The sequence below is a fragment of the Streptomyces sp. NPDC043427 genome (assembly GCF_056436655.1).
On the sequence record NZ_JBWKCC010000001.1, the window covers coordinates 721,992 to 738,941 of the forward strand.

At 68.6% G+C, this 16,950-nt stretch carries 14 protein-coding genes and 2 pseudogenes; 10 read left to right on the top strand and 6 right to left on the bottom strand.

From position 1 onward, the window contains the following. Positions 1–90: 90 nt before the first annotated feature. Together AC067M_RS03355 and AC067M_RS03360 are read left to right on the top strand one after the other, a co-directional pair. Positions 91–1,524, top strand: coding sequence for a glycoside hydrolase family 43 protein (locus AC067M_RS03355; protein ID WP_478695246.1), 1,434 nt, complete (start codon positions 91–93; stop codon positions 1,522–1,524). 66 nt (positions 1,525–1,590) lie between these two features. After that, positions 1,591–2,152 (top strand): annotated as a pseudogene (locus AC067M_RS03360) (RICIN domain-containing protein); the annotation flags it as partial. A gap of 404 nt (positions 2,153–2,556) precedes the next feature. On the opposite strand, the gene AC067M_RS03365 reads toward AC067M_RS03360, so the two are convergent. The 4 genes from AC067M_RS03365 to AC067M_RS03380 form a co-directional block, all read right to left on the bottom strand. After that, on the bottom strand, positions 2,557–3,093 hold the full coding sequence (locus AC067M_RS03365; protein WP_478695247.1) for an SMI1/KNR4 family protein: 537 nt from the start codon (positions 3,091–3,093) through the stop codon (positions 2,557–2,559). Between the two features lie 54 nt (positions 3,094–3,147). After that, positions 3,148–4,143 (bottom strand): hypothetical protein, encoded by a 996-nt coding sequence (locus AC067M_RS03370; RefSeq protein WP_478695248.1) that lies wholly within the window; start codon positions 4,141–4,143, stop codon positions 3,148–3,150. Positions 4,144–4,220: 77 nt separating this feature from the next. Continuing rightward, positions 4,221–4,610 carry a DNA/RNA non-specific endonuclease gene (locus tag AC067M_RS03375; protein WP_478695249.1) on the bottom strand — a complete coding sequence of 130 codons (390 nt, stop codon included), beginning with the start codon at positions 4,608–4,610 and terminating at the stop codon, positions 4,221–4,223. An 839-nt stretch (positions 4,611–5,449) separates the two neighbouring features. Next, positions 5,450–6,085 carry a TetR/AcrR family transcriptional regulator gene (locus tag AC067M_RS03380; RefSeq protein WP_478695250.1) on the bottom strand — a complete coding sequence of 212 codons (636 nt, stop codon included), beginning with the start codon at positions 6,083–6,085 and terminating at the stop codon, positions 5,450–5,452. Positions 6,086–6,226: 141 nt separating this feature from the next. Here AC067M_RS03380 and AC067M_RS03385 point away from each other — a divergent pair, with 141 nt between their 5' ends. From AC067M_RS03385 to AC067M_RS03415, 7 genes and pseudogenes are all read left to right on the top strand, one after another. Next, complete coding sequence (locus AC067M_RS03385) at positions 6,227–7,165, top strand: MBL fold metallo-hydrolase (protein ID WP_478695251.1); 939 nt, start codon at positions 6,227–6,229, stop codon at positions 7,163–7,165. Between the two features lie 128 nt (positions 7,166–7,293). Beyond that, positions 7,294–8,889: an MFS transporter gene (locus tag AC067M_RS03390; RefSeq protein WP_478695252.1), complete on the top strand. Its 1,596-nt coding sequence runs from the start codon at positions 7,294–7,296 to the stop codon at positions 8,887–8,889. Beyond that, positions 8,886–9,830, top strand: a complete 945-nt coding sequence (locus AC067M_RS03395; RefSeq protein ID WP_478695253.1) for a fumarylacetoacetate hydrolase family protein — start codon at positions 8,886–8,888, stop codon at positions 9,828–9,830. Before AC067M_RS03390 ends, AC067M_RS03395 begins: the two co-directional genes overlap by 4 nt. A 136-nt stretch (positions 9,831–9,966) precedes the next feature. Further along, positions 9,967–10,184 (top strand): annotated as a pseudogene (locus tag AC067M_RS03400) (CoA-transferase); the annotation flags it as partial. Positions 10,185–10,283: 99 nt separating this feature from the next. Continuing rightward, entirely contained in the window at positions 10,284–10,895 is a 612-nt protein-coding gene (locus tag AC067M_RS03405) for a CoA-transferase (protein WP_478695254.1), read from the top strand. A gap of 1,040 nt (positions 10,896–11,935) precedes the next feature. Further along, on the top strand, positions 11,936–12,205 hold the full coding sequence (locus AC067M_RS03410) for a type II toxin-antitoxin system Phd/YefM family antitoxin (RefSeq protein ID WP_478695255.1): 270 nt from the start codon (positions 11,936–11,938) through the stop codon (positions 12,203–12,205). Next, a complete protein-coding gene (locus AC067M_RS03415; RefSeq protein ID WP_478695256.1) occupies positions 12,195–12,653 on the top strand; it encodes a PIN domain-containing protein in 459 nt (152 codons plus the stop codon). Before AC067M_RS03410 ends, AC067M_RS03415 begins: the two co-directional genes overlap by 11 nt. Before the next feature lie 1,108 nt (positions 12,654–13,761). Here AC067M_RS03415 and AC067M_RS03420 read toward each other — a convergent pair. Next, positions 13,762–15,306 carry a serine/threonine-protein kinase gene (locus AC067M_RS03420; protein WP_478695257.1) on the bottom strand — a complete coding sequence of 515 codons (1,545 nt, stop codon included), beginning with the start codon at positions 15,304–15,306 and terminating at the stop codon, positions 13,762–13,764. Positions 15,307–15,383: 77 nt separating this feature from the next. On the opposite strand from AC067M_RS03420, the gene AC067M_RS03425 reads away from it, so the two are divergent. Continuing rightward, a complete protein-coding gene (locus AC067M_RS03425; protein ID WP_478695258.1) occupies positions 15,384–15,851 on the top strand; it encodes a helicase-associated domain-containing protein in 468 nt (155 codons plus the stop codon). Between the two features lie 87 nt (positions 15,852–15,938). Here the strand turns inward: AC067M_RS03425 and AC067M_RS03430 are convergent, their stop codons facing one another. Beyond that, complete coding sequence (locus AC067M_RS03430) at positions 15,939–16,919, bottom strand: hypothetical protein (RefSeq protein WP_478695259.1); 981 nt, start codon at positions 16,917–16,919, stop codon at positions 15,939–15,941. Positions 16,920–16,950: the final 31 nt, after the last annotated feature.

Genomic DNA, 16,950 nt, shown 5'->3' on the forward strand with positions numbered 1-16,950 from the left:
ACCTTTTGGCTCGCCTCCGCTCCCGCTCCCGGCGCGAAACAAGGATGTCTTTCACCTCGCCCTGGCACCCGCAGAAAGACAGGAATGTACATGTCCGTGCTTCTCAACCGGCTGGCGGCGATATTCGTCGCTGTCGGCCTGCTCTTCACAGCACAAACCCTGACCACCCCTCAGCGGGCCGCCGCCGCCGATCCGGGCTACCTGATGGTGCACTTCACCGGGGAGGGGTCGACCAATCAGCAGATGTACCTCTCGCACAGCACGGACGGCCTGCACTGGAACGACCTCAACGGCGGAGGCATGGTCCTGCGCTCCCCGGTCGGCACGAAGGGTGTGCGCGACCCCGCATTCGTGAGATCCCCTGATGGCAGCAAGTACTGGATCCTCGCGACCGACCTGTGCATCGACTGCGGGCAGACGTGGAGTCAGTCCATCAACGACGGCAGCCGCAGTCTTGTGGTGTGGGAGTCGACGGACCTGGTCACCTGGTCACAGCCGTGGCTGCTGAACGTCGCCGGCGCCATCCCCGACGGGCGCAACGCGTGGGCGCCGGAGGCGATCTGGGACCCGGCCAGCAACAACTACGTGCTGTACTGGGCGACGAACGTGCCCCTCAACGGCGCGACGAAGCACCGCATCTTCTACGCCCGCACCAGCGACTTCCGCACCATCACCACGCCGCAGAGCTACATCGAGCGCCCCGGCACCCAGGAAATCATCGACACCCAGATCATCGAGATGCCGGCCGGCGTCGGCAACTACCGCTACGTGCGGGCCTCCGGCGACGGCCAGATCACACTCGAGGGCAGCAACTCGATCCTGGGGACCTGGACCAGGCTCGGCGACCTCTCCGGCATCGGCCTGCCCGGGTCCATGGTCGAGGGCCCGATGTGGATGAAGTTCAACGGCACCAACAAGTGGGCCCTCTACCTGGACCAGTACGCCACCAGCGGCGGCTACATGCCAGTCCTGACGACCGACCCGTCGAACCCCGCCGCCTACCAGAAGCAGGCGTCGACGAGCTACAACATGGGCGGCACCAAGAAGCGCCACGGCTGGATCATGAACCTGACCGCCGCCGAGGAGGCCCGCGTGCTCGCACGCTGGCCCAACACCCCGGCCCAACGGCTCCAGTCGTACAACTTCCAGGACCGCTACGTGCGCCACACCAACTTCGACGTGCGCATCGACCAGAACGTCAGCACCAGCCCGGACTCCCAGTTCCGGATCAGGACCGGCCTCGCGGGCTCGGGCACCGTCTCCTTCGAGTCGGTGAACTTCCCCGGCTACTTCCTGCGGCACTCCAACTACGACTTCCAGCTCGCCTACAACGACGGCACCAGCCAGTTCGCCGCCGACGCCACCTTCCGCCAGGTCGCCGGGCTCGCCGACTCCACCTGGTCGTCCTTCCAGTCCTACAACTTCCCCGACCGCTACATCCGCCACTACGCCTACGAACTCCGCCTCGACCCGATCACCACCACGACGGCCCGCAGCGACGCCACCTTCCGCGTGACGAACTGACCTGAAACCGGGATGCCGGCGCCTCCATGGGAGAGCGCCGGCATCCCCTTCCTCTGCCTCCCCATGCCCATGCAGGCAAGAAGCACCACCACCGCGTCGCAATCGATGAAGCTGCAAGCGGCACCGGCCGGCGTCTACGGCCCCGGCCACAACGGGTTCTTCATCGCCCGACGGCACCGAGAACTGGATCGTCTACCACGCCAACGACTCCACCACCGACCGCTGCGGCAACGAGCGCACCACCAGGGTCCAGAAGTTCACCTGGAACGCCGACGGCACGCCGAACTTCGGCACCCCGGTGGCCCTCGGCACCACCCTGCCGGGTCCCTCCGGGGAGACGGCGGCCACCCCGACCGCGTACACGCTCGTGAACCGCAACAGCGGCAAGTGCCTGGACGTGTCGGGCGCCAGCACCGCCGACGGCGCGAACATCCTCCAGTGGACCTGTCACGGCGGCGCCAACCAGAAGTGGCGGATCGAGGACCTGGGCAACGACACCAACCGGCTGGTGAACGTCGCGACCGGCAAGGTCATGGACATCGCGAACTGCGGGACGGCCGACGGCACGGACATCCGGCAGTGGTCCTGGCTGAACAACAACTGCCAGCAGTGGCGGCTGGTACCGACCACCTGACCGCCATCAGCCGACACCGTCGACCGCCGCCGCCTTGGGATGCAGAAAAAAGGGGGGGTGTCGGCGCTCTCCTGGAGACGCCGGCACCCCGGTCGGGTCAGCTCGTCACGCGGAAGGTGGCGTCGCCGCGCCCCGTCACACTGGTGGTCGTTTCCTGCTCCGGACGGTCTATGTCAGTCAGTTCCGAACCTTGTGGCCCCTGTATGGCCCCTGAGCCTCTTTGAGGGCGCACCGGACCTGAGGCAGCTGGCTTCCGCCCAGTTCAGCGAATGCATCGGAACTTTGACGCAGCGGACCCCCCTTCCGTACTCCTGCTGGTCCCACTGCGGGCCCGTGCCGGTGAACACCGCTTCCGCGCCGACGGGGCGGGCGTGATGCGTGGCATGCGCTCCTGTGCCCTACCTCTCCGGCGCAGGACGGAATTCATGCCGGGACAGCGGGAAGTCGTCCCGAAAGATTTGTGAGCGGATCTCGCCGCTGAGGATCGCGGTGAGGAAACGGGTCACCGTCATGTCGTACCGTTCCCAGTCCTCTCCGGATTCGTCGTTGATCAGGACGGGCCGGGTGTCGGGGTCGTCGCCAGGCTGTACGAGCCAGTACAAGTACTCCCCGTTGTCGGTGGTCGCCCAGCAGACCATCCGGTTGCCCTCGGTTTCCATCTCGGCCGGCCGGTCCTCGAACTGCCACAGTGCGTCATTTGCTTCCTCGCGTTCTGCGGAGATCTTGAGCTGGTCGTAGACATCGTTGGCACAGCCCGGTTCCAGGAGCAGCAGGTAGCCGTCGACGAAGCCGCCACCGTACGCGTTGATGAATTCCCTGTAGTCCACAGGCGGACCGGTCCGCAACGCTGCCTCGGCGGCGTCCCAGTCCGGGATCCGGGGCGGACCGGACGGCCTGGGGAGGATCTCGGTGAGCCTGGTCAGCTCGGGGCTCATTTCACTGTCTTCCTCATCGGCCAGTTCCTCGAACACGTTGCCGTCACCGCCCCATCACTGGGTGACGAGACCGATCGGATGGTTCGCGTCGCGGGGACACACGGCGATGGTCAGGCGGCCGCGGCCCGGTGAGACTTCGGTGGGGTCGTTGGCCCACATGGTGTCCGCGTCCCGCTGGTCCTCGTACGGGATCCAACTCGTCGTGCTGGGGTCCCATTCGGTTTGGTCGGCCGTCAGGAGCGGACTGAGTTCCGTGCCGCAGACGGAACAGGGCAAGGGCTGCGGTCCCGTGAGCGGCCAGGCGATGTAGCCGCCAACCTTCCAGCCGGGGGCCGTGGACGCGTCCGAGATGTACTGAGGTCCTTCGTCGTCTTCCGGTCCTTCCCATGCGTCGATGCGGTCCCACAACGAGGGGGCGAGAGTCATGAAGTACGGGTGCTCGACGATCTCCTCGGGATGCAGCACGCAGGGCGACGGGACGAGTTCTCGGCGGCCCATGACCTCGGGAGCGGCCTGCTCGGCCAGCGGCGTGGCGACGTCCTCGGAGTGGCGCCAGTGCAGCTGTACATGAAGGTCGTGACGGGTGTCGCCGTGCCGTTCGAAGCCGCACCAGAACACCTGGAGCAGGTCCCCCTCCGCGGCGTCGGGCAGGCCAGGGACGTCGCGCCGGTACAGCTGGGCCACCACGATCAGCGGGATGGGGTCCGTGTCGGCGAGGTGCGGGGCGTGTCGGCCGCGCTTGAAACCGGCGAGTTCGTCGACCTCCTCGGCATTCGGCCCGGACCGCGGGTCACGCCGCCAGGCCCGTTCCAGGAGCTCCCGCTCGCGCACCACCTCGGAGTAGCGGTAGCCGCTGCTGCGCTTGTGCGGAACCGTGCAGACCGGCCAGGGCTCGTCGGCGGGCCACAGCATCGGTCCGCCGACGGAACTGTCATGCACCGTGGGGGTGCCGCGCCGGGGGTGCAGCCGGGTGGCGGTCCGGCGCATCGCGGCGAGTTCCGGGAAGGCCGCTTCCACGTCGACGGGGCGGGGCGGGGTGGTGCGGGTCATGATCCAAGGCTCCCAGGGGTCGCAGGCGGATCCAGGCGAACACGCGGCTCGGTCGACGGGGTGGGGACCCTACCCGCTCAGGGGGCCCACCCGGGTATGGCGGTGCGCACCCCGGCGGCAGGGTTGTCGAGCCAGCCCGTCAGCTCGAATCCCCTGTTGCCGTACGCGGAGTATTCGAGACGGATAGGTATGGGATTGGTCCCCTCGTAGATCGGTTTGATGTCGTACTGGACGACCTCACCCCGCTTCACCGCCTCGAAGATCGGGCCCTCGACCAGATCGCGCTGATACGGGGAGTTGGTGGGGTCCTGGGTCTGGGTGACCAGGTTGTGTCTGGAGTTGTGCTTCACTCCCGCGCCGCCGAGACGGTCGGCGAGGAGGTGGCCGCGAGCCTCGTTGGAAGCCGTGCCATGGCCGCGCCAGCCGGGTGGCGTGACCTTCCCCGCTGGGGTGCCCGACTTCAGCATCTCGGGCCGGATGCAGGCGGAGGAGTGACGTATGAGCCCGCTGTGCGGGATCCTGCACCGTCAGTACGTAGCTGCTGCCGCGCGTCACATAGGTGAGGGGCAACCGCACACTGTACGCCATCGCAGAAACATCACCACATACGGGACGCCCACTGGCCCCTGACTCGGCCCCTGAGGCGGGGCAGGCTCCCAGAAACGTCTGCACAACCAGTCGAGCCGAACACAAGAAACGACAAAACCACAGGCCAAAACGCTTCTGCGCGTGTAGCACCTGGTGGGGCGGGTGGGACTCGAACCCACGGCCGACGGATTATGGGTCCTTTGAGGATCTTGGCGACCCTTGTCGGTCTACGCTCATCCATGACGTTTCAGCAGGTCAGATGCCACGAGCCGTGTCGGTCCTTCTCTGGCTTTGCCTTTCTGTTCCTATCCTTGTGTCCCGCACGCGTCCCGAACACATCCGAGATGGACGGCCCCAAGCAACGTGAGGCCGTTCCCGCCCGCTCGGAAAATGAGTCTCGGACCCACCCGCAGCGGATTCTCCTTCCGACGCTTAGCGCCACGAAGGCAACGGCGCCTCCCCGGCAGCCGACTGGAGAAAGGTGCGAAAGCCGAGGATGAACGGGGGAAGACGAGGCGCAGCCAGGCGCCGGTGATCCCCCGGCGGCCGAAGCGCCCAATGCCGGCGTAGAGCGCCTCGCTCCGATCACCGCGAGCACGATGGCGGCCAGGGCGAAGAAGGCGGTGCCCCAGCGGCCCACCCGAAAGCCCAGGGCGCAGGTCGACCGAAAGGTTGGCTCGCCTCTGCGCGTGCGGCGGTGCGAGGGCGATGTGCCGCGTCAGGCCGCTTCGCGGACGAGGAGGCCCAGCAGGATGATGTCGAGCGCGCCGACGAGTCGCCCCTGGAGGTCGAAGGGGGCTGGTTCCTCTCGGATCCAGCGCAGGATTGTCGTGAAGTAGCAGGCGGCCAGCAGTTGTCCGGCCTGGTCGCAGTCGACGTCCGCCCTGATCTCCCGGCACTGCTGACCCTGTTCGACGATCCTGGCGAGTTCGACCTCCAGAGACGGGTCCTGGAGGAGGCGGCCGTACCGAGCGGAGGCGTCCATCAGGACGGTGGTCTCGGCGCGGGAGGCGACGTTGAGGTCGGCCATCTCCTTCAGGTAACGGCGTAGCCGGTCGCCGACCGGCAGGTCCTCGGCGTGCTCGGCGCCGAGAATCTCAGCGACGCGGGCGCGGCGGCGGACTCCCCATTCCTCGAGGAACCCGACCTTCTGCGCGAAGTGGTTGAAGACGGTGGCCCGTGCGACATCGGCGGCCTCGGCGATCTGCTCCATGGTGGTCGCCTCGTATCCCTGGGCGATGAAGAGACCGACCGCCGTCTCATACAGCTGGTCGTGCAGCTTCCGACGCCTGCGCTCCTGGCGCCCGACTGCCGCGCCGTCCTCGGAGGCGGCTGCCGCGTCCCGGATCTTCATGACCCCCAGTACAACACAAGGCCGCACGGCTCTTGACCCTCCCCCAGCACAGATCTAGATTCCTCCCCACTGCTGGACCTCAGTCCAGCAGTGGATGAAAGTCTCGCGCTGTAGATCTCGGGACGCTGACAAGGAGGCAACGTGGCTTCCGTGACATCCCAGACGGGCTGTGTCGAGCTCGGACACGGCTGTTACGCCTGGATCGCGGGCGCGGTCGGATGGGGCATGAGCAACGCCGGGCTGATCACCGGCCGGGGCGCGTCACTACTCGTCGACACCCTCTACGACCTGCGACTGACCGAGACCATGCTCGACGCGCTGACGCCGCTGACCGCCACCGCGCCGATCACCACCGTGGTCAACACACACGGCAACGGCGACCACTGGTTCGGCAACCAGCTCGTGGCCCACGCCGAGATCATCGCGGCCCGCGGGTCCGTTGCGGACATGCGCCAGGTGGGTCCGGCCGAGATGCGGGCGCTGACCAGTATGGACAGCCCCGCCGGGCGCTTCGCGCGACGGATCTTCGGCCGTTTCGACTACGCCGGCATCGAACCCGCTCTCCCGAACCGATTCTTCGACGGCGAGACCGTCCTGGACATCGGCGGCACCGAGGTCCGCCTCATCGACGTGGGCCCCGCGCACAGCGCCGGGGACACCATCGTGCACGTGCCGCAGGCCCGGACGGTCTACACCGGCGACATCGTCTTCGCCGGGGCGACGCCGATCGTCTGGCACGGCCCCTTCGCTCGCTGGCTCGCCGCCTGCGACCTGCTGCTGGGCCTCGACGCCGACATCGTCGTCCCCGGCCACGGCCCCGTCACCACCAAACAGACCGTCCGCGAGATCCGCGACTACCTCGAATACGTCCACGAGCAGGCCACCGCCCGCTTCACCGCCGGCATGCCCGCCATGGACGCGGCACGCGACATCCGCCTCGGCCGCTTCACCGACCTGCACGAGAACGAACGCCTCGCCGTCAACGTGCACACCGTCTACCGGGAACTCGACCCCGCCCTGCCCCCACTCGACGGCCCCGGGCTGTTCGGCTGCATGGCCGAGCTCTGCCCCCGCGTCTGACCACGCTCCCCCGCTTGCCCTGACGAGGCCCTGCCCTCCCCCGACCGGCGCACCGCCCCTTCCGGTGCACCCAGCTCCCCGCCGTCCCCTCAGGCCGTACATCCCGCCAAATCCAGCAAGGAGGAGACATGGTCTCCACCCCCGCCCCACCCGCCGCCCGGTCGTCCGATGCCGCACCGGCCGCTACGGCACGCCACACCAGCACGATCATCGCCGGCTGTCTGGCCGTCTGCCTGGCCCAGATCGGACTGGTCCTGCCCGCCGCGATCAACGGCGTCATGCAGCGCACCCTCCATGCGTCCGGCGGAGAACTGACCTGGATCAGTGACGCCTTCCTGGTGCCCGCCGCCGTCCTCGCGCTGACCTTCGGCGTCCTGGGCGACCTGTACGGCCGTAAGAAACTGGTGGTGGGCGCGGCGCTGCTGTCCGCCGTCGGCTACCTGGTGTCCGCCACGTCCCACTCGGCAGCCCAGCTGATCACCGGCCAGGCGATCTCCGGCATCGGAGCCGCCGCGCTCTTCCCCGCGTCCTTGTCCATGATCACCGCGATCACGACCACCCCGGCCTCGCGAGCCAAGGGGCTGGCCTCCTGGACCACGGCCCTGTCGCTCGGCGCCTTCCTCGCCCCGCTGATGTCCGGCGGGATCGTCGAACACGCCTCCTTCCAGTGGGCGTTCGGCGTGACCGGCGTGCTCGCCGTGATCACCGCGGTGGGTGCCTGGCTGCTTGCCGCCGAGTCCAGCGCCCCCGAGGGCCGCTCGCTCGACTGGCCGGGGCAGATCGCCATCGCCGTGGCCATGCTCGCCCTGCTGTACGGCATCATCCAGGGCCCCTCCGACGGCTGGAGCTCGGCACCCGTCGTCGCGTCCTTCGTCGCCTTCGCCGTGTTCATCGTCGCGTTCGTGACGGTGGAGAGCCGCAGCGCGGCCCCGATGCTGCGCCTGGAGTTGTTCCGCATCCCGGCCTTCGCCGCGTCGGCCGCGATGGCGGTGATCGGCATGTTCGGCTTCCTCGGCGGCGCGTACGACCTGAGCATCCGCCTCGGCGTCATCCAGCACCAAAGCCCCTTCCAGGCCGCGGTGCCCTTCCTGGTCATCCAGGGCGTCACCCCGCTCATCTGGCCGCTGCTGGTCCGGCTGCTGCACCGCGTGGGCCCCGGCCCCATGCTCGTCACCGGGTTCGTCTCGCTGGCCGGCGCCCAACTGTGGCTGCGGGCGGTGCCGATCCACGAAACCGGCCTGGTGCCCCTGCTCGGGCCGCTGGTGCTCAACGGTGTCGGCTTCGGTCTGGTCGTCGCCGCCATCACCGCCGCCGCCGTCAACGTCGTACCGCCCACCCTGACCGGCATGGCGGGCGCCACCACCAGCCTGGTCCGCGACCTCGGTCAGACCCTCGGCCCGGCGGTCGTCGGCGCCGTCGCCCTCGGCATGGCCGCGCGTCAGCTCACCGGCAGCCTTGCCGACGCAGGCCTGACTCCCAAGGAGCACGGCATCGCCTCCGCCGTCCTGCACGAGGGCGGCCCGCTCGCCCTGCACAGCGCGGACCTCGGTCCGCTCAGCGCCAAGCTCGCCCCCTACACCACGGACGCCCTGGCCCACGGCTACAACAACGGACTGATCCTCACCGCCGTCGCCTGCATGGCCGCCGCTGTGATCGCCGCCGTCTTCGTCGGCTTCGGGCCCAGCGGCACGCGGCCGGCCGAGTCGGAGGGGAGCGCGGCATGAGGTTCGCGACCTTCGTCCACGACGGGAAACGGCAGCCGGGAGCCGTCGCCGACGACCAGGTCCACCCGTTCGAGTACCCCGTCGAACTGCTGGATCTGATCGTGGAGGGCGAGCAGTCCCTGCGCGGGGCGGGCGAACGTGCCCTGTCCGGCTCCCTGCCGCTGCCCCTGGCCGACGTACGGCTGCTGCCACCGCTGCAACCGCCGACCGTACGCGACTACATGACCTTCGAAAGCCATGTGGCGGGCGTTGCTCAGGGATACGGCGACACCGTCCCCGAGGAGTGGTACGCCGCGCCCGCGTTCTACTTCACCAACCCGTACGCGATGATCGGCGCCCACGACGACGTGCCCCTGCCGCCGGGCTGTCTCCGCTTCGACTTCGAACTCGAGGTGGCTGCCGTCATCGGCGAGGCCGGCCAGGACCTGACCCCCGAGCAGGCACGCGAGCACATCCTCGGCTACACGATCCTCAACGACTGGTCCGCCCGCGACCTGCAGGGCCGCGAGATGAAGGTGAAACTCGGCCCGGCCAAGGGCAAGGACACCTCAACCACCCTCGGCCCCTGGCTCGTCACCGCCGACGAACTGGAACCCCACCGCAATCCGGAAGGCTTCCTCGACCTCGCCCTGACCGTTCAGGTCAACGGCGAGGACGTCGGTCAGGATCGGCTGACCAATATGGCCTGGACATTCGAGGAGATGGCGGCGTACGCCTCCCGCGGCACCTGGATCCGCCCCGGCGATGTCCTGGGCTCCGGCACCTGCGGCAACGGCGGCTGCCTGGCCGAACTGTGGGGCCGCGGCGGCATCTTCGAGCCCCCACCGCTGGCCCCTGGCGACACCGTCACCATGACGGTCGAGGGCATCGGCACCATCAGCAACACCGTCATCGAAGGCGTCCCCCCGATACCTCTGCCACCTGCCCGCCGCAGGCCATGACCGAGTACCGGCTGGAATCGGGCCGGCGCGACGGCTCTCCCACGCCCGATGCCTCCACCCCCTGAACACCCTGCCCCTTTGGCAATGCCCCGGTGCCCGATATCGCGTCCGGCACCGGGAGAAAGGCACAGAGAACGTGGACAAGGTCATGGTCTCGGCTGCCGATGCGGTCGCCGACGTACCGGAAGGGTCCTCGCTGGCAGTGGGCGGCTTCGGGCTGTGCGGGATCCCCACCGTCCTCATCGACGCCCTGCTCGCGCAGGGCACCGGCGGCCGCGTGTGGTCTCCAACAACTGCGGCGTGGACGGCCAGGGGCTCGGCGTCCTGCTGACGGCCGGCTGCATCACGCGGGTGGCTGCCCGGCGTCTACGTCGACCGGGTCGTGGGCCCCGTCCCCGCCGACGAAAAGGGCATCGAGAAGCGCACCGTCCTCACGCGTGAGGAGCGGCACTGATGGCCTGGACCCGCGACCAGATGGCGGCCCGTGCAGCCCGCGAACTGCCCGACGGCTCATACGTCAACCTGAGCATCGGTCTGCCCACCCTCATCCCCAACCACCTCCCGCACGGCGTCCACGTGGTGCTGCACTCGGAGAACGGCATCCTGGGCACTGGCCCCTACCCGTACGACAACGAGGTCGACCCCGACCTGATCAACGCCGGCAAGGAGACCGTCACCGCGCTGGGCGGCATGCAGGTTTCCGCAGTCGGTGACCTCGCCAACTGGACCGTACCCGGCAAGATGATCAAGGGCATGGGCGGTGCCATGGACCTGGTGCACGGCGCCCGCAAGGTCATCGTCCTCATGGAACACACCACCAAGGACGGCACACCGAAGATCGTCGACGAATGCACGCTCCCGCTGACCGGGCAGGCGTGTGTTCACCGGATCATCACCGACCTCGCCGTCCTCGGCGTCACGTCGGATGGCCTGTTCCTGATCGAACTTGCCCCTGGAGTGTCGCCCTCGGACGTCCGCGAGCGCACCGGGGCAGACGTGGCGCAGCGCCCCGGGGGCCCACCGCCGCACCGCACGCGCCCCGCCTCTCACAGCCAGACGGCGTAGGCGATGATCCCCGGCAGCCACTTCCGATTACCTGTGTCCTGCCAGCGTCCCGAATGCAGCGTCCAACCGCTCGTACAGGCCACCTGCGGCGGCTCGCCCCGGCGGTGGGCTAACACGTCCGTGCAGTTCAGAGCCCTTCGAACTAACGTCGACGCAACGGCGTTGAACTCGCGCGCAGCGGATTCAACACCTTGGCCCAAAACCCTGAATCCGCACGCCCGCTGAGACGTTTCCGCAGGTCAGAGACCTGCACAAGTGGGGCGGGTGGGACTCGAACCCACGGCCGACGGATTATGAGTCCTTTGGGGATCTTGGCGGGCCTTGCCGATCGACGCCGATCCGTGGCGTTTTTGCAGGTCAGAAGGGGCGAGCCATGCCAGCGTTTCTCGGCCCTTGCCAGTCCGTTCCTGTCCTTGCGTCCCCAACGCGTCCCCAACGAGTCCACATGGCCCCACCACCCGGGCGCGGGACGAGCATCGATCCACTTGAGGCAGGAATCTCGAACTCGGGCGCAGCGGATTCCCCTTCCACATGTCAGGGACTTCGACCATCCCCAGCGAGAGGCCCTGCACGACGTCCGAGACCAGCGGCTTCGCTGACCGCTCAGCGTACGAGGCTTAGAGTCCCCTTGCTCTGATGCCGGCTTCAAGTCCGCGTTACACCCTCGGACTTCGCTGTGAGCCAACGGTGCGGATTGTTGCCCGACCTCCTTGGGTAGCCCTCTTGTCGCAACCGACAGGCCTATGTGGCAGCCCAGTACCACCCATTGCATGGGGTGTGTGCGTTGAACGCACACTCCTGCCTGAAGTCCGGTCAGTCCCCCCTCTCCCCTTCTGCCGTCACCTGCGGCCCCGCGCCCAGATGTCCGTCCGATCGGACATCTCGCTCGGCGGTCAGATACCGAATAGCCCTGCACGCCGAGGCCGTCGGCCGCTTCTACCCCCACCCGGAGTGCGGGGCACGAGATCCGCCGACCTCGATGGAACACCCGTTGTGCTACGGAGTGGCACCTGATAGCACGTGATGGCTACCCTGGACGTATGACCGCCCAACCCGAGATCACCCAGCGCGACCTGCGCACCAAGTCCAGAGAGATCATGGACGCGGTCCAGAGCGGCCAGTCCTTCACCGTCACCCGCGACGGCCACCGCATCGGCGAGCTCATCCCCCTGCGCCGCCGACGACGCTTCGTCCCCCGCGGCGAGTTCGCCGCCATGTCCCGCAGCGCCCCCGACATCCCCCTGGCCGCTTTCCGCGCCGACCAGGACGCCACCGCTGAGCAGGGCATGGACGATCCCTATGCCCGGTGAGCACCAGCAGGGTCTTCTCGACACCAACATCATGATCCTGCGCAAGTGGATCAACCCAGAGGAGCTGCCCGCCGAGATGGCCATCACCGCCATCACCCTCGCCGAGCTCTCCGCCGGGCCCCACCAGGTGCGCAGCAACGCCGAACAGGACGACTACGACGAACACGCCGAACGCGCTCGACGCACTGACATCCTCCAGCGCGCCGAGAACGAGTTCGACCCCATCCCCTTCGACTCCGAAGCCGCCCGCATCTACGGCCGCGTCTGCGCCGCCGTCGTCAGCACCGGCCGCCAACCCCGCCGACGCATCGCCGACCTGATGATCGCCTCGATCGCCATCGCCGAAGATCTCCCTCTGTTCACCACCAACCCTGACGACTTCACGGGCCTGGACGATCTCCTCACCGTCGTCCCCGTAACCCGACCGAAGGTGCTCCACTACCGGTAGAGGCAGACGGGAGCCGTGTGTTCGCTCGGAACATCACGACCAGCAACCATCGCTTTCGCAGGTTGGGGTGAGCGCCGCGGGCATGCCCAAGGTCCACCAGAGGGCTCCTCACTCCGACCGGCCACAGCCTGGTGGAGTCGGCCGAGGCGGCCGCGCAGCCACCCTTCGTAATACCTGCGTCCTCACAGCGTCCTCAATTTCGCCTCCGGCTCCCCCGCGGAGGCCGTCGCGCGACTCGACCACACCATGGTCCGACGCATTCACGCAGGTCAGCGCAGTGTCGAACTATCACCGACGCAGGAACCCTGAACTCATGGGCAGCGCATTCAATCCGTTGAGCCCAAGTCGGGGTTTCGGCGTCCCGGAGGGGACGTTTCTGCAGGTCAAAGACCTGCACTGGTGGGGCGGGTGGGACTCGAACCCACGGCCGACGGATGATGAGTCCTTTGAGGATCTTGGCGGCCCTTGCGTTTCTACGCCAATCCATGGCGTTCTTGCAGGTAAACGCGCTTCTCAGCGTTGGGATCAGATGATCTTTGTCGGTCTGTTCCCGTCCTTTTGTCCTCAACGCGTCCTCAACTCGGACTTTGAGGACAGGGGGAGGCGGGAAGGGACGAAGTCGCCAGCTCAGCGGCAACCCCGAACTGGTCCACAGCGGACCCCGTTCGTCCGTCAGCGGCTGCGTCCGCTGGCCGACCCCGCATCGAGCACGGAGGTCCTGGTGTCACTGAGGGAGCTCGCCCAGGCCGAGAAGCTGGTTCCGGTGATCAACCGGCGTACACGTTCTTCAACGCCTTGATCCGGGCGGACTGCTCCGTTGTCGTCCCCTGGCCTGTCCTTGCGTCGATCTCGTGCTCTTTCACCCGGTTCCGCAGCGCGGGGGAGGCGGCTGATGCCGTGGCTGCGTACGCCGGAATACTGGAGGCCATCCTGCGCGAGCTGGGCCTGTGCCCTCAGAATCCGTGACCTCGTCCGCCGCCGGTCCTGCTGATCCTGGTCCGTTCATGAGACCGCACGACGGCCGTTCTTCACACCTCGAGCTGCTGGCTCGGTCTTTGGAGGCCCCGAGTAGAGGTCCGCGCCTGGTGAGCCGTCCGGGCCCCGGCACTCAGCGACCCAGCACCGTCACCAGATCGGCATCGGGGCGATAACGGGCCGGGGCATGGGCGAGCAGGGCCTCGTGGAGCCGGCCGATCTCACGGCGGGCGGTTTCGAGCTCCGAATAGGTCATGGTCAAGGTCGCGGCGACGGCCCTTCCGGCGCCGTTCAGTGCGCTGTGCGCCGTCCGCAGGGCGTTCAGCTCGGCCGGCAGCCGGACCGTGAAGACCGGGGGCACCTGCCATTGCGCACCCGGTGGCGGCGTGGCCACGACACGAACGGCGAAGTACTTCCCCGCTCCCCGGAAGGAGACGGGCGTCAGGGTGACGCAGGCGACGGTGTCCCAGCGGCCGCGCCAGACGTCGACGCCCCCCGGACCCCCGTTCCGAAACGTCAGACCGTCCGCTCCCACCTCGACCGACCCCTGGGTAGGGCGCCGCAGCATGTTGAGACCCCGCCACAGGGACACCAGCCCGAAGAGCAGCAAGGGCACCAGCAGCGCGTAGCTCCAGCCGCCCGCCAGCCGCGGCACGAACCAGAAGGCGACGCCGGCAAGCACGCCGATGGTGGCACAGCCAAAGCCGCGCTTGCGGAAGTACGTGGAGTACTCCACTCGTACCGGCGCGGCGATCGGGTTCCCCGGCTCGGGCACCACTCGCGTCGCCGTCCCGGGCATCGGGCCCCGTGCCGTCGTCGCCGCGGTCGTGTTCCGTACGGCCGTCAACCTTCTCGTCGGGGCAGGGGGGTACTCCCCCTCGCTCAGCCAGTCCAGCAACTCCCCTGCGGTGGGCCGGCCCTCCGGGCTCTTGGCCAGGCACTCCCCCACCACCTCCCGCAGCAGCCCAGCGGGCACCGCGTCCAGCCGAGGCTCGTCGTGCACGACCCGGTAGAGGAGCGCCGGCACCGATCCCTCCCCGAAGGGAGCCACTCCGGTCGCCGCGTACACGAGGATCGAGCCAAGGGAGAAGATGTCGCTCAACTCGTCGACCCGGTCACCGCCTGCCTGCTCAGGGGACATGAAGCCGGGCGTACCGATCACGAGGCCCGTGGAGGTGAGGGGCGGTCCGCCTTCCAGGGCCTTGGCTATACCGAAGTCGATGACGCGAGGGCCGTCGTCCGTGACGAGGACGTTGGAGGGTTTCAGATCGCGGTGGACGAGCCCGACCCGGTGGATCGACTGGAGCGCCTCGGCCAGTCCGACGGCGAGCTGCAGCACGTCCGGTTCCGCGAGCGGGCCGTCGCAGCTGACCAGTTGAGCCAAGTCGGGCGCGTCGATGTAGTCGCTGGCCACCCACGGCACGTCCGCGTCCGGGTCCGCGTCCACGACCGACGCCGTCCAGAAGCCGCCGACCCGCTTCGCGGCCTCGACCTCGCGCCGGAAGCGTTGCCGGAATTGGGGATCCCCCGCGATCTCGGCCCGTACGGTCTTCACGGCGACACGTCGTCCTCCCGGCGACCGGCCGAGGAAGACCTGCCCCATGCCGCCCTCTCCGAGTCTGGCGGTCAGCTGGAACGGGCCGAGTGTCCGGGGATCCCCCGGCACCAAATCCGGCATGTCCTCCCCCTGTTTTCCACTAGTCGCGCCACGGAAAGGTCAATGTAGCGCCTGCCGAGGAAGCGGCCGACCACTTCTTGGCCTGCGCCGCTGTTCCCCGCCCATCTGATCCGCCCGTCGCCTCCCCCACGGGCCGTCCTGCCAAGGTCCGTGAGGCCGAACTGCTCGGTGCCCTCGCCCGCGTCGCCCTGTCCCCGCTCGGCGCCGCTCTGCTCGCCGGCAGCACCGAGGGACTGGCGCCGCCTGCCACCGTCTCCTTCCCGCACGCCACCACTACGGCCCGCTTCGGCAGCGACCTGACCGCCGTCGTCACCGGCACACCCGCCGCGCGGCTGATCACGCTGCTGGACTCGGTCGCCGACCGGGAGACCAACGGTTCGGCCTCGGTGTGGCGGTTCAGCCCGGCGAGCGTCCGCCGCGCCCTGGACGCCGGCCACAGCCCGGACTCCATCGAGGCCGATGCGGCAGACGTCGCTGCGGGATCGCGGCCAATAATTGCAGGTCAGATGCCCTGTGCAGTTCCGACTCTGCGCCAGCCTTCCTGATCCTTTCCGGGTCCTTCCGTCCCCTGCGTGTCCCCTGGCGGTCCGCAGACCCCTCCCGTGAGGGGAACTGGGGAATGTCGGGCGGCATCAGCCCAGGTCGAGTGGCCCGCTTTCACCACCCTCCGGCAGCGGAATTGCCTTCCGACGGGGAGAGCCGGCCTCTGTCCCTGTCGTTCTCCCACTGCCGATGAGTCCTCTGCCGATCCCTTTCACAGCCCGTGCCATTAGCCTGCGTCGGCGTTTGAGTTCCGCCCGCAGGCCGGCGAGATACCCGGTGAACGCGTCCTCGGTCCCCAGCACGCGATGGCAGTCACGGGCCGCCAGGAGCAATGTGGCCAGGTGCTCGTAGGCACGGTCCCCGGTCGGCTCCTTCGACCGCTCGACCAGCCGCAGGTACACGCCGAGCGCCTCGGCCGGACGTATCTCGCGCGACAGGTCGGCGAGTCGCTCCCACTGTCGGTCGTCCGCGCGGTCGGCCGCCTCCCGCCAGGCGGCGTCCAGGTCGCCGTCGTCAAGCAGTGCGTCTATCAGCACGGGCCCGCCGTACCGGCCGCCGCTCTCACGACGGGCGTCCTCCTTCAAGATGGCCAGCGCCGCCGCGCGCTCGGCCTCCCAGCAGTCTGCCGCCCAGGCGGCGGAGCGCAACTGCCGGTAGGCGGCGAGGGACCGTTCGACACGGAACCGGTCCCGCCGCACCGCGAACGCGTACGCCACCCGCCCCGTCTCCGCGTACCGGACGCATACGTGCTCGACCAGACGGCTGTCGATGTGCGTCTCGGCGGCACACTCCCGCAGTCCCCGCTCGGCCCAGGCCTCTTCCGTGCGGCCTGCCGTTTCCAGTTCCTCGGCGATGCGCAGATGGGTGGCACCGGACGGATCGAGGTCCTGTGCATACAGAGCGACCAGTGCGTCGACGTCGCCCTCCGCCTTGACCAGGCGCTCCATCAGGTACTGCTCCGCCCAGCCGGACGGCCTGCGCCTGAGTGCCTCAGCCGCCAGCTGCCGAATGCGGGCCAGTCCGCTCGGCCCCAGCACGTCGGCATAGTCGAGCGGATCCAGGTCCGTCACATCGCTGTCGTCGGCGAGCAGACGTCCTACC

Excerpts from the sequence above, each read along its gene's own strand:
- AC067M_RS03380 (WP_478695250.1), bottom strand. The coding sequence starts at position 6,085 with ATGAAGATCCGGGACGCGGCAGCCGCCTCCGAGGACGGCGCGGCAGTC.
- AC067M_RS03390 (WP_478695252.1), top strand. The coding sequence starts at position 7,294 with ATGGTCTCCACCCCCGCCCCACCCGCCGCCCGGTCGTCCGATGCCGCA.
- AC067M_RS03370 (WP_478695248.1), bottom strand. The coding sequence starts at position 4,143 with ATGACCCGCACCACCCCGCCCCGCCCCGTCGACGTGGAAGCGGCCTTC.
- AC067M_RS03375 (WP_478695249.1), bottom strand. The coding sequence starts at position 4,610 with ATGCTGAAGTCGGGCACCCCAGCGGGGAAGGTCACGCCACCCGGCTGG.
- AC067M_RS03355 (WP_478695246.1), top strand. The coding sequence starts at position 91 with ATGTCCGTGCTTCTCAACCGGCTGGCGGCGATATTCGTCGCTGTCGGC.
- AC067M_RS03365 (WP_478695247.1), bottom strand. The coding sequence starts at position 3,093 with ATGAGCCCCGAGCTGACCAGGCTCACCGAGATCCTCCCCAGGCCGTCC.
- AC067M_RS03410 (WP_478695255.1), top strand. The coding sequence starts at position 11,936 with ATGACCGCCCAACCCGAGATCACCCAGCGCGACCTGCGCACCAAGTCC.
- AC067M_RS03420 (WP_478695257.1), bottom strand. The coding sequence starts at position 15,306 with ATGCCGGATTTGGTGCCGGGGGATCCCCGGACACTCGGCCCGTTCCAG.
- AC067M_RS03405 (WP_478695254.1), top strand. The coding sequence starts at position 10,284 with ATGGCCTGGACCCGCGACCAGATGGCGGCCCGTGCAGCCCGCGAACTG.
- AC067M_RS03395 (WP_478695253.1), top strand. The coding sequence starts at position 8,886 with ATGAGGTTCGCGACCTTCGTCCACGACGGGAAACGGCAGCCGGGAGCC.
- AC067M_RS03415 (WP_478695256.1), top strand. The coding sequence starts at position 12,195 with ATGCCCGGTGAGCACCAGCAGGGTCTTCTCGACACCAACATCATGATC.